The 12,323-nt window shown below is 69.7% G+C and carries 11 protein-coding genes; 3 read left to right on the top strand and 8 right to left on the bottom strand.

The annotated features are described in order from the left end of the window. Window positions 1–3: 3 nt before the first annotated feature. The 5 genes from ACFWF2_RS17485 to ACFWF2_RS17465 form a co-directional block, all read right to left on the bottom strand. Window positions 4–486, bottom strand: coding sequence for a YbaB/EbfC family nucleoid-associated protein (locus tag ACFWF2_RS17485; RefSeq protein WP_379308456.1), 483 nt, complete (start codon window positions 484–486; stop codon window positions 4–6). Between the two features lie 15 nt (window positions 487–501). After that, entirely contained in the window at window positions 502–822 is a 321-nt protein-coding gene (locus ACFWF2_RS17480; protein ID WP_379308455.1) for a hypothetical protein, read from the bottom strand. Between the two features lie 141 nt (window positions 823–963). Then, entirely contained in the window at window positions 964–1,503 is a 540-nt protein-coding gene (locus ACFWF2_RS17475; protein ID WP_379308454.1) for a hypothetical protein, read from the bottom strand. Further along, window positions 1,500–2,198 carry a hypothetical protein gene (locus tag ACFWF2_RS17470; protein WP_379308453.1) on the bottom strand — a complete coding sequence of 233 codons (699 nt, stop codon included), beginning with the start codon at window positions 2,196–2,198 and terminating at the stop codon, window positions 1,500–1,502. The genes ACFWF2_RS17475 and ACFWF2_RS17470 overlap by 4 nt, the downstream gene beginning before the upstream one ends. Before the next feature lie 30 nt (window positions 2,199–2,228). Beyond that, window positions 2,229–2,585: a hypothetical protein gene (locus ACFWF2_RS17465; RefSeq protein WP_379308452.1), complete on the bottom strand. Its 357-nt coding sequence runs from the start codon at window positions 2,583–2,585 to the stop codon at window positions 2,229–2,231. A gap of 127 nt (window positions 2,586–2,712) precedes the next feature. Between ACFWF2_RS17465 and ACFWF2_RS17460 the strand changes: the two genes are divergently transcribed. From ACFWF2_RS17460 to ACFWF2_RS17450, 3 genes are read left to right on the top strand one after another with little or no spacing between them, the layout of a single operon-like run. After that, on the top strand, window positions 2,713–3,027 hold the full coding sequence (locus ACFWF2_RS17460; protein ID WP_379308451.1) for a hypothetical protein: 315 nt from the start codon (window positions 2,713–2,715) through the stop codon (window positions 3,025–3,027). 51 nt (window positions 3,028–3,078) lie between these two features. Then, window positions 3,079–3,561, top strand: a complete 483-nt coding sequence (locus tag ACFWF2_RS17455; protein ID WP_379308450.1) for a YbaB/EbfC family nucleoid-associated protein — start codon at window positions 3,079–3,081, stop codon at window positions 3,559–3,561. A gap of 31 nt (window positions 3,562–3,592) precedes the next feature. Continuing rightward, window positions 3,593–8,218: a hypothetical protein gene (locus ACFWF2_RS17450; protein ID WP_379308449.1), complete on the top strand. Its 4,626-nt coding sequence runs from the start codon at window positions 3,593–3,595 to the stop codon at window positions 8,216–8,218. Here the strand turns inward: ACFWF2_RS17450 and ACFWF2_RS17445 are convergent. The 3 genes from ACFWF2_RS17445 to ACFWF2_RS17435 are packed head-to-tail and all read right to left on the bottom strand — an operon-like array spanning window position 8,184 to window position 12,068. Beyond that, window positions 8,184–9,395, bottom strand: a complete 1,212-nt coding sequence (locus ACFWF2_RS17445; RefSeq protein WP_379308448.1) for a hypothetical protein — start codon at window positions 9,393–9,395, stop codon at window positions 8,184–8,186. The two genes, ACFWF2_RS17450 and ACFWF2_RS17445, sit on opposite strands and share 35 nt — an antisense overlap. Continuing rightward, a complete protein-coding gene (locus ACFWF2_RS17440) occupies window positions 9,388–10,179 on the bottom strand; it encodes an ESX secretion-associated protein EspG (RefSeq protein ID WP_379308447.1) in 792 nt (263 codons plus the stop codon). The genes ACFWF2_RS17445 and ACFWF2_RS17440 overlap by 8 nt, the downstream gene beginning before the upstream one ends. Further along, window positions 10,176–12,068, bottom strand: coding sequence for a hypothetical protein (locus ACFWF2_RS17435; protein ID WP_379308446.1), 1,893 nt, complete (start codon window positions 12,066–12,068; stop codon window positions 10,176–10,178). The genes ACFWF2_RS17440 and ACFWF2_RS17435 overlap by 4 nt, the downstream gene beginning before the upstream one ends. Window positions 12,069–12,323: the final 255 nt, after the last annotated feature.

Raw genomic sequence — 12,323 nt, 5'->3', positions numbered from 1 at the left:
GAGTCACCAGCTCGAGTCGGTGGCGGAACCCGACCGGTTCGGCGCCGCCTCGTACTGCGGCTCGGCGGGCGAATCCTCCAGTCGCTCCGGCGCGTTCGGCGGCGCCAACGACGCCTCCACCGGCTGCGGAACCAGCAGATCCGGCATGTCGTCGACCAGGTCGGTGATCTTGGGCAACCGGGCGTGGCCGTCCTTGATCGGCGACACCATCGCCGCGGTCTGCCGCGCGACCTCGGCACAGGCCTGCTGCGCCGCCTCGGTCACCGCCCTGGCGATCTCCGGGTAGGTGAGATCGTCGATGTCGGAACTGAATTTGGTCTCGATCACCTTGAAGTCGGCGTTCACCGACACGGTGACGCGCTTGCGCACCGTCGCGCTGGCGACGATTCTGGCGCGATCCTGCTGCACCTGCGCGATCGCGCGCATCTGCGCCTGCACGCCCTCGAGGATATCGGCGAGCTGCGCCTTCGCGTGTTCGTTCGTCATACTGAAACGGGCCCCTTAGCGCATACCGTCATAGTTGCCCTTTTCCATCTGCTCCAGCAGACGGGCGCTCTCGAGCTGTCCGGTGGAGAACGAGTTCATGTTCTCCGCCATCGTCCGTGCGCTGTCGGTGCTGTTCGTCTTGGACGCGCCGTAACCGTTGTTGGCGTCGCCGTTGTAGAAGTTGTTGCCGAAGGTGTCGCTGCCCCAGCAGGCACCGCGCCCGGTCGCCGCGGTCTCCAGCCGGTCGATGACCCCGTTGATCTGGTCGCGCACCGAACCCGTCTTGGCGGCGGCCCGCCGGAAGAGCAGCGGCTCGTACTGGAACTTCTCCGCCATCGCTTTCCCCATCCTCCAGCATCGGTGCACTGACCACACCACAACTCGTTTGCCTGCGCAACAGAATGGCAGTGGTCGGCGAATACTTCGTTACGACAACATGAATGGTGAGTACCCATCGCCGCCGCGGGCGACACCCGCTCACCACCGCGCGAGGCGCTCCGCGTAGTGCGCGCGGACGGTCGCGAGCCGGTCGCGGTCGAAACTACCTGGTTCGGCGGCGAACAGCGCCCGCCCTTCGGTCGTGACGAAGGCCGCCGCCGGTACCGACGGCGCGTCGTCGGGGATGAACTTCAGCACTTCCGCCACGGCGCCGAGGGCGGTCGCCAGCGCGTGTCGTGCCGTCGCGGTTCGTTCCGCGTCGCCGGGTCCGGCCTGGTCGGCGCAGATCCGCGAATAGCGCAGCCACTCACCGGGATCGAGCAGTTGCGATGGCTCGTCGGCGCCGAAGCGGACCTGCTCGGCCAGCGGCGGCAGGATCCGCTCGGGCAGCCGGAACACGTATTCGCGCCGCGCCCCGCACGCCGCGCACTCCCCCACGTACCGGCTCGCTGGCCCGTCGGCCGTGATCACCGAACCGCGGAACTCGCACCGCGCCACCCCGCACGTGACGCACGGCCGCAGCCGGAGGAACAGGCGCGCTTCGGCATTCGTGCGCGCCAGCGGTAAGGCCGTCGTCATGACTCGTCCTCTCCGGCGGGCCGCCCGGCGAGCTCGGGGTAGAACGCCCGCTCGGCCGGGCGCAGCCGCGCGATCTGCAACTGACCGGCGCCGCGGCAGATCGGGCAGACCCGCTGCTCGCGGCATTCCGGGCACGGCTGCCGGACACCGGCGTCGTCGAGGACCCAGCCGCGCCCGCCGCAGGCCGGGCACCAGCCGAGCCCGTCGCACTCGTAGCAGAGCACGTGCCCCGGCTCGACGGTCGCCTTGGTATGCACGGGTTCGGGCAGTTCCGTGGCCTGCGGTGCCCGCAGGGCCAGCGCGGGCGTGACACCCGCGTACACGACGTCGCCGGTCTCGGGCCAGACCCGCACGTCGATGCGGAACCCGTCGCGGTTGCCGGTCACCACGATCCGCGCGGCGACGGTGCCCGCGCGACGCTCCTCCGCGATGGCGAAACCGCCTGCGGCGAAGGCCTCGACGGTGCGGCGCACCGCTTCGTCCGCTGGTACCTCGGCGGGCAGGGCGGTCTGGGCGCGCAGGCTGAATCGGTAGCGCAGCGGATCGGTCCATTCGGCGACCTCGGGCGCGGCGGGTAGCGCGGAATCGGGGATCACCGCCGCCGGTGTGACCAGCGCGGCGATGCCGCGCACTTGCGCGAGCAGCGACTCGCCGAGCTCGCGCAATTCCGCCTCGGCCCAGGGCATCTCAGCCATTCGTCCTCCGCCCACGCACCCTAGCCTGCCTCACGCGATGGTCGACTCCGCGCCGATCGCCGCGCCGTCGGCGTCGGCCTCGGCGTAGTCGATGGAGCAGTCGAGCCCGGCGGCCCTGGCGGCCGCGGCGAGCACCGCCAGCCGCTGCGCCGCCCTGGCCGGTTCCGCCTCGACGATGCCTTCCAGCAGATAGAAGGAGTCGTCGGCGCCGGGCGTGCCGGCCTCGTGGCAGTACAGCTCGATGGTGTCGTCCCGGTAGGTGGTCTCGTAGCCGGTCCGCCGCAGGGTCATCGCCAGTTCCGGTTGCGCGAGCCAGTCCCGCACCAGCCCGAGCATTGTCTCGTGGCTGGCCGTCTCGATGTCGCCGTGGAAGCTCGTGCGGGCCATGCAGCGAGCATGCCATGTCGTCGCCGCCCACCGCAGCCACCTACCGTTCAGATCTCGTTAGCGTTGGCATGGTTCAGAATTCATGTAATGATCGAATCCGATTCACCCAGACGAGCCGAGGTGCGACATGACTCAACCGGTCGAGGTCTACATCAGCAAACTGCGCGGCACGGGTGGCGATCTCGACGGCCTGGCGGGCCGGATCGACCAGATCCTCAGCACCGTGTCGGCCGCCTCCTCGTCGCATTGGGGCAGCTGGGGAGCCGACGAATTCGGGGAGAACTTCGCGGGCGGCGAGCAGGGCTACTCGGCGTCGGACACCAACCTGCAGGCCGTCGTGGCCGCGAAAGTGTCACTGCTGCAGTCCTATTCCTCCGCGCTCGGCCAGGCCGCCGACCGGTTCCAGACGGCCGAACGCGCCAACGAGGACAGCCTGCGCTGACTTGACCGCACCGAACAAGGCAGCACAGCGGACGGGTAGGCAGGAGCAACGATGGCGAACGAGGCGGCGCGAGCCAGGCTGGAAGAGCTGGCCGACACCGTGCGCGAAGGCATGGACGCCATCGCCAGGGCCCAGCAGGAGCAGTCACAGCTGACCGCGACCGCCACCGCGGCGGCGGGCCGGGTGAGCGTGGTGGTGAACGCGGAGAACATCGTCATCCAGGTTCGCTTCTCCGACAACATCGACGATCTGAGCTATCCGGAGATCGCCCGCGCCGTCACCACGGCGACCCAGGACGCCGCCGCCGCCATGCACCGCCAGACCAAGAACCTGCTCGACACCCTGCGCTCCGACACCGCCCGCATCCCGCGCCTCTCGGAGTACCTGCCCGGCATGCCCGATGTCCACGACATGATTCCCGAACCGCCGCGCGCCCCGGTGACCCCGCCGAGCGCACGCCAGCGCGAAGACGAACCCGCCGACGGCACAGTGCGATTCACCGCGCTGTCGGAAGCCGCCGAGTCCGCCTGGTGATCGACTGCCAGCGCACCCGCGGGGGTGATCTGTGTCCGGCCTAGCATCGGTCTTCGATCTCGTCCCCGACTGGATCCTGCAGGCGCTCAATTTCGGCCAGGCCTATCCCAAGGGCGACGAGGACGATCTGTTCGCCCTCGGTGACGCGTGGAAGCAGGCCGCGGCGGACCTGCGCCTGCTCGAACCGGATCTGCGCGCCGTCACCGACGCCACCGCGAAGTTCTACAGCGGCGACGGCGCGGTCGCGGTGAAACAGGAGTTCGACAAGCTGTTCTCGGGCCCGCACTCGGTGGACGAGCTGGCCAAGGCGCTCGAGGAGCTGGGCAACTACACCCGCAACGGCGGCACCCAGCTCGAATACACCAAGATCATGGAGGGCAGCTTCGCCCTCATCACCGCGTACGCGATCTACGCGTTGATCGCGGCCTGGCCGTGGGGTTCGGCCGGGGTGCCGCTGGCCTTGGCCGCGGGCCGGTCCGCCATCGGTTTGGCGGCCAATCGCGGCCTCCAGCAACTGGCACTGGAGGCGGGCCGGGTCGGTCTGCGCAACCTGCTCAAGCCCTATCTGAAGCAGATCGCCATCGCCGGATTGAAGGCGGGCGGCATGGGCCTCGGCCTGGACGGCGGTATCCAGGCCTACCAGCTCGGGATGGGGCATCGCGACTCCTTCGACCTCGGCCAGAACCTGCGCACCGGATTCGAGTGGGGCGCCGGCGGTCTGCTCGGTGCGCCGGTCGGCATGGGGATGCACAAGCTGCTCGGCCGCACCAGCCTGAGCCCTGCCATGCGCGGCCTGATCAGCGGCGTGACCGGTGGCAGCGCGGGCGGCCTCGGCATGTACGGCGGCGGCCTCGTCTGGCAGGTCGGCGATCAGCTCGCACACGGCTACTTCGACGCGGACAAGATCGACACCACCTTCGACCCCAAACTGGTGATCGTCGGCGCGGCTCTCGGCGGCGCGCACGGTGTGCGGCACGGTGCCGGGCTCGGGAACGCGCCGACGATGGATTCGCCCAGGATGTCGCCCGCGGGTGCGTCCTCGGCGAAGGCCCCGGTCGTCACCGAGGCGTCGGTGCGCGACGGCAAGGCGCTCTACCACGATCTGGCCAAGCAGACCCATCCCGACCGCTTCGAAGCCGGACCCGAGCAGAACCGCGCCCGCGACGTGTTCCAGCGCGCCAACGACGTCAAGATCGATTCGAAGGGCCAGTACAGCGACCAGCACGTGGCCCGGCTCGAACAGCTCCGCACGGAATGGAACAACGCCGGCGTAGCGCCACGTGACGGCAGCGCGGTGCGACCGTCCGAAGCGACGATGCGCGCAGAGGCACAGGGCCGCACCGATTCCGGAGCGCGCGCCGAGGGCACCACCCGCGCACCCGAATCCGGTGTGCGCGCGACGGATTCGGGTGCGCGAGTCGCCGAGCGGCCGGGCCAGACGGCGCCGGAATCACGGGCGGGCGACCGCGCTCCCGCCAAGGACGGCGCCGCGCGGAGCGAGCCGGCGAAGAACGACAGCCGCGCCGGCGTCGCCGAGAAGAGCGGTGCCGAATCGAATCTCACGGCGACGTCCAAGGATCGTCCCGCCGCGGCCGCCGAGCAGCAGCGGGCCGAGTCCGGTTCCGTCCAGGTCACCGCCGAAGCGCCGACCGGTGCGGCCGAGCAAAGTTCACCGAAAGAGGTTGCACCGGAACACAACCGGGCCGGACAAGCGGAGAGCGGCCGCACCGTGCCGCCCGCTACCGAACCCGGACGCGCTGGTGCCGCCGAGCCCGGTCGCGGCGAACCGGCCGCCGCCGAACCGGGACGCGCCGAACTCGCTGTCCCCGAGCAAGGGCGCAACGAACCGGCCACCGTCGACCCGGTCCAGAGCATCACCGACAACGTGCGCGCTTGGATCGGCGAGCGCCCAGGGCGATTCGAGCTCACCTACACCGACGCCGAACTGGCCACGATCATCGGTGAGGGGCGCAAACTCGGCCTCGATCAGCGGACCATCGAGGACCTGGTTCAGGTCGGCTCCCGCACCGCCAAGCCGATCACCGCACCCGAACTCACCCAGCAGATGCACAACTGGGTCGAGGTCGTCGCCGAGCGCGGCTACCCCTACAAGTTCGCCGACGCCGCGGAGTTCCGGCAGTTCAGCAGCGATCTGGTCGGCGGCCTGCGGGAGGCGGGCCTGCCGGTGGGCGACATCGTCGTGCAGGGCTCCTCGCTGCGCACACCGCGGGCCAACGACGTCGACCTGGCCGTCTTCACCGAGCAGGGCACCTTCGACCGCCTGCTGGTCGACCGCTTCGACGGCAAGGTGGCGCTCAAGCCGGTCGGCGACGCACCGCGCACCCTGGTGCCGTTGCGTGAGCTGTCGCATCCGCAGCTGGTGTCGCTCGCCGAACACATCATGGCCAACCGCCCGCTGTACAACAGCGAGGCCAAGACCTTCGCCAACGCCACCCTCAACGGGATCATCAGTTCCAAGTCCGACATCAGCATGCCGCTGAAGTCGGTGAGCAAATCCATCCAGGAGCACTATCCGGGCCAGAACATCGAGTCGATCTCGATCCTGGTGCGCGACGGCCTCTTCGACACCAGGCCCGCGCTGCCGGTCACCGAACCGGGCACCCGCCCCGGCCCCGTCGTGGAGCCGCACCGTGGCACCGCCGCGAGTGTCGGCGAGTTCCACGCCGACGCGCGCCCACCGAATCAACCGGACCTGAGCACGCGCGAGGTCGTCCACGTGGTCGAGGACAACCTCGCCCTGGTCACCCCCGAAGACGTGGCATGGAACCGCGACACCAAGCGCTTCTTCCTGCCCGACGGCCGCGACATCCGTATCCAGGTCGGACCGACGACCGAGGGCGCCGTCGCCGAGTTCCTGGCCCGCCCGGACGGCACCGGTTACGACGTGCACGTCGCACCGCGTGCCCGGGACCAGGATGTGGTCCGCGGGATCGCGCACGAGCTCGCCGAGATCCGGCTCGCGCAGGAGCCCGAGATCCGTATCGATCCCGTGCAGGAGCGTCCGGACCGGATGACCGATCACCTCGGCGGTCGCTTCGCCGAGGTGCGGGTCCTGCTGAACAAGATCGACACGGCCACCATCGACCCGGCCCGCGGCGACCAGCTGCCCGGCCTGCGCCGCGATCTGGCCGACCTGGCGCACCGCATCGACCTGCGCCAGGGCAGTACCGCGGAATCCCTGCTGGCCGGTCATGATCCGCTGCTCGCGCATCGCTACGCGCTCGAACGCGCCGGGCTCACCGAGCAGCGCCCGATCTTCGGCGAATCCCTCACCGCGACCGAATACGAGCGCGGCGGTGCCGCTCATCTGGCGACGCTGAGCGAGCTCGCGGTGGGCGAGCACGTGCGTGACCTGGTCGCCAACGAACGGCGCGGACTCGACGCGCGCATGCGCGAGGAGCTGACGCGGCGCATCTTCGACCCGATCTTCGAGAACCCGAACTTCCGCGAAGCCCGTCAGCACGTGCCGACCAAACACCTCATGGCCGCGCTCGATCCGCTCAATGTGGCCGTCAACGATCCGAATCCGGCACCGGCCCAGCGGGTCCGCGATCTGCACGAGGCCATCGACCGGTTCCATACCGCGATGCCGGAACCGTTCCGCGACGCGCTCGGCCCCGACGCTTTCCAGCGCATGTACGACGCGGCGGACGCGCTGGCCGCCGCCCCGAACCGGTTCGCGGGCGTGCTCGAACCACGCACCGGACGGCTCGAGGTCGACGGCGCCCCGAGTTCGATGAGCGAGCTGCTGCACAGCGTCGACCGGGCGAACCGGACCGCCACCGCGAACGGCATCAATATCGAGTACACCGTGATGATCCACGACCCCGTCCACGGCGTCTCGGCGGTCGAGATCATCCCCCGGCCCCGGCCGCTGCACCGGCTTCCGCTGGAGCAGAACTACTTCGGCACCGACAACTACACGGTGGCGCTCGTGCCCCGGCCCGAGACCGGAGTACCCAACGGGCACACCGTCGACGTCGGCGTCGGGCGCAGCGCGTTCGGTGTCGAGATGACGCCGCCCGCCGACCGCACCGGCGGCGGCCTGGTCGTGAAGACCGAACTGGCCGAGTCGTTCGCGATTCCGAGCCAGCGCAGGCGCAGCCTCGGCATTCTCGACCCCGGCCCGCTGACCGAGGCGGGCACCGTCCTCGTGTTCGGCGACATGCTCGGCGGCGGGCACGTCTTGGGCGACGGCGGCACCGGCGGTGTCGGCCGGATCTTCGTCAACAATGTCAGCGCCAAGCTCCCGCCCGAGGCCTACCTGGCGATCGCCGGGAATCTGGAGCACACCCTCGCCCCCGGCGGCCGGATCGAACTCCAGTGGGACATGAAGTCCGAGGCGTCCGATCCCAGCAAGGGCACCCCGGGCGACCGCGGCCACATCGACGGCGACCAGCTATGGGCGGCCCTGCTCGACCACTACGACAACCGGCCACCGTTCCGCATCGAGGAGTACACGGAATTCCCCGGCGCGGGCAACAACGACTACGACTACACCATCGACGCTGGCGCCAGCAACGTGCTGAACAAGGACAAGATGGACACCTTCTCCGCGCCGAGGCCCGACCACCGCATGGTCATCGTCTACGACCCCACGCTCAGCGGGCAGCTCGCTCCGCCGCGTCGGCGGTGACCCCGGCCAGCGTCAGCTGGTACAGCGCCGCGTCCACATCGAACGTGTCGTCCGCCCCGAACACCTCGACGACCTCGGCGCGGGTGGCGATACCGCGCTCGGCGGCCTCGACCAGCGCCCGGGCTGCGCCGCGCTGCCGCTCGCTCGCCTCGTCCCCGAGCAGCCCGGCCACCACGCGGGTCGCGGTCTCCGCGGTCCAGATTCCTGGCACGGCTTCGGCGAGGTGATCGGCCGCGGGTGACTCGCCCCGATACCAGGTGCCGTCGTCCCACCAGTAGCAGAACGACAGCAGGCCCTGGCCTGCCCTGGTGTTGAGGACCGGGTCCGCGACCCAGTCGGGCGCGCCCGCGTAGAGCGCGGGCAACTCGGCGCCCTCGTTGTAGCCGGCCTCCAGCGCCGCCGCGTTCCACACACCACCGGAGAGGACCGCGCGCCCGCCCGGCACCTCGAACACCGTCGAGCCGCTGCGCGAACCGCCGCCTTCGAACCAGCCGAGCGCGGGCAGCATCCGCGGGCCACGCGCCGAGCCCGCGGCGGCGAACGCGGCCGCGATCACCGCCCAGCGAGCGCGCAGCAGCGGATACGGCGGAAAGTCGAACTCCGACATCGTCGCTCGCACACCGGCGGCCGCGTCGGCGCGGGCAAGCCGCGCCGCGGCGCCGGGCGCGCGCCGCTGCCGGTCACGGTGGTGCAGATAGGCGGCAAGCCACACCGGCAACCGGTCGCGCGGGTGCGCGGCCAGGTCGGCCAGGTAGACCTGCGGCTCGAAGAGCTGATCCGCCGGGAACGGTTCGTCGCCGTAGTCGTGGTCGACGTCGAGTCGGCCCGCGCTGCTCATCGACACCACCAGCCGCCACCACGGCCCGTCACCGTAGCCCGCCGACAGCTTCCGGTGCTCGCGCACCGCGGCGAGAATGTCCTCGGTGGGCGCCACCCGTACCGTACCGCGCTCGTGCTCGAACAGCAGATGAGTCACCTCGGCCGCGACGGTCACCGCGAACACCGCGGTCAGCTCGCGCCAGCCGGCAGGCCCGAGCGCCGCGGACTCGCGGGCGATCCGGTAGGCCAGCTCGGTGATCGCGTCCGCCGGGTCGGGTGCCGAGGCGGGCTCCGTCACCCGCGGACCGAGGGCGAACGGCACATCCGGATCGTCGTCGGGACCGGTCACGTCAGACATTTGCCTCCCAATGGGATTCGACGCGGGCCATCATCCGGTCGATGGACTTGCCGATCGCCGCGACCAGCGCGGCCTCGGCCATCGGGGTCGCTACGGGTTCGTCCGACGGCAGGGCGATCGCGTACCGGCCGTCGTCAGGCAAGTCGCGCCAGACCAGGATGTCGCGGTGCATGCCTCTGGAACCGAACATGGACTGGTTCTGCAGGATGTTGACGGTGCCGGTGCGGTCGGCCGGAGTCTCGAAGAACTCCGCGCTCCGGTCGGCCACCGTGGTGTCGGCGTCCTCGAAGAACATCGATGCCCGCGGTGCGGAGTCGTCCGAGCGCGCGCCCGCCGACAGCGGCAGGATGCCCTGTCTGCCCGCCGGAGCCTTCGGCATCAGGTCGACGATCGCCTCGGCCAGCCCGTGCGGGCCGCACTCGCGCACGACGTACCCGCCGCTGTGCGTCGGTGTCTCGCCGGGCAGCTGGTGGACGATGTAGCCCCGCGCACCAGCCCTCGCGGCGCGGGCCTTGAGCCAGTACTGCGCATCGTCACGGTGACGGTCGTTCCAGCCACGCAGCCGCACATAGGCTTCCGGGCGTTCGAGGACATCGAAAACGGTGCGGATCTCGGGATCGACGGTGTGCTGCAGCCGCTGCCAGGTCTCGTACTTCTCCTGCTCCCAGTCGTCGTGCAGCCGGGTGGTGGTCTGGAAGGTGAGCGGGCGCGGCAGATGGTTGCCGATGAACCGATTCCACAGCACGGTGAACTCGACATCGGTGAATTCCCAGGTGCGGCTCATGCCTGCGCCTCCGCGCGCGGGTAGCCCGGCGCGGTCGCCACGGCGGCTTCGACCGCCTCGACGGGAGCAGCCGCCGCGGCGGGCGCGACCGCGTCCTGCACCGCGGCGACGAGTCCGGTCACCGGGGTGGCGATCTCGTCCAGGCTCGGCAGCAGGTTGGAGAAATCGGGCAGGCCTGCCCGCGGGAAGAACTGACCGGTCGCCGCCTCGGTGGTCTCCCCGGCCGCGTCCGCGTCCGCGGTGACAGGCGTCAGGGTCTCGATCTCGATACCGAGCAGCTCCGCGAGCGGCGACAGCTCCGGGTTCGCCGCGATCAGCTCGCCGACCTCCGGTGACTCCGACAGCACCTGCGCCAGGTCGGGGAACTGCTGGAACAGCGTGCCGAGCTGGGTGAGGTCGGGCAGTCCGGAGGTGACGTTCGCGGACACCTGCTGCAGCGCGGTGGCCAGCGACGGCAGCGCCTGGGTCAGCGAACTGACGGCGGTGGTCACCGCTGACATCACCGAGGACAGGACGCTCGACAGGTCACCCGAGCCCGAGCCGCTCGACCCGGCGACCGAGCCGATGGATCCGGTCTGGCCCGTCGACCCGGTCTGGCCGTTCGTGCCCTGCGAGGTGTTGGTCCCGTTCTGCTGCTGCTGCAGGTTGGCCTGGGCCTGCTGGGCGGCTTGCAGCGCCGCCTGCTGGGCGGCCTGACTAGCGGCCGCCTGCTGGGCGCCTGCTCCGGAATTGCCACTGCCCGCACCACTACCGGAGCCGCTGCCGCTGCCAGAGCCGCCGCCTGCGTTGTTGCCGCCGCCATTGTTGTTTCCCGCATTGTTGTTGCCGGCGTTGTTGTTTCCGTTGTTGTTGTTGTTATTTCCGTTGTTATTGTTATTGTTGTTGTTATTGTTCGGCGTGGTCACCGGCGCCTCGGGCGCCTTGGGCTCGGCCGCCGCTGGGAACGCCTTTTCGGTCGCCTTCACCCCGTTGACATAGTGGCGCTCATAGCGATCCCGGTTTTCCTGGAGATCGTCGTCGCAATGGTCTTCCTTGTCGATCGGCATGCACACCTTGGTCGCGTACAGCCAGTTCGCCGTGTACTCGAGGTTCCGCTGCATCATCGTGAAGGATTCACTCAGCGTCATGACCGACAGGCCGAAGGTCGAGATCGCCTTGAACGCGGCTTCACCGCCCTCGCTCTGCCACCGATCGCCGGTGATCTCGGCGAGTTTCTGCTCGAGGTTGTAGGCGGCGCCGTGCACCGCCTGGGCCATCCCCTCCCAGACCGGCGCGTCGTCGGCGACCTCGACCCAGGAGATCCGCTGACCCAGGTCGTACATGTCTCGCCAGGACATGTTCGACGCGGCCCGCACCGGAATCCCCACGCCGACCGCCTCGGGCCCCGCTTTGCCGACCTTGCTCGCCGGCGGCTGCGCGGTCCCGATATCGTAGTCGTGGTTGCCGTCGTCGTAGTTGGCCGGTTTGTAGTCGCCCGCCTTCGAGACGTCGCCCTTCAGATCCTTCGCCCCCGGCTCGGGTTTCACGCCCTTGAGCTCGCCTTTGAGTGTGGCGATCCGGTCGCCCGAGGCCTTGTCGGTTTCGGTGTAGGAATCCCCCGCCGCCTTGAACATGATGACCAGGTCCTCGAGCGAGTCGACATAGCGCCCGAGCAGCTCCTTGGCCTGGGTGGCCTCGGCGATGAACTTGGTGCGCAGCGGCGGTCCGGCATCGACCTGGTGGCCGCCGAGCTTGCCGTCGTCGTAGTTGTTCAGGTCGGTGAACAGATTCTGGCAACCCTTGAACACCTCGATGGCCTGGCTGCAGGCCCTGGCCGCCTCGAGCGCGGCGCCCGTCTCGACCTTGATCTTCGCCTTGCCCGCCAGTCCCGCCCAGGGAGAATCGCCCACGCTACCCGCTCCTCGAAACACCCCACCGACGTCCCTCGCCAGTCGGCTCGATCGTCTCGCATTCTAGTAAGCAAAGCGAAATATGCACAGCCACAGGGAAACACCGACCCGATCCTGGCTGAACATCTGGGATCCGCGGACGATCCGGCAGCGACCGCCGATCTGTGCCAAACTCGAACGACACACTGAACAGCCGCCCAGCGGCTGTGCTCGAACGATGGATGAGGCCAGGATTGACGTCGCGATGGAACTGCT

The organism is Nocardia sp. NPDC060259, from assembly GCF_042728775.1.
In the GTDB taxonomy this organism is placed as follows: Bacteria; Actinomycetota; Actinomycetes; order Mycobacteriales; family Mycobacteriaceae; genus Nocardia.
This window is presented reverse-complemented; position numbering and strand designations above follow the sequence as displayed.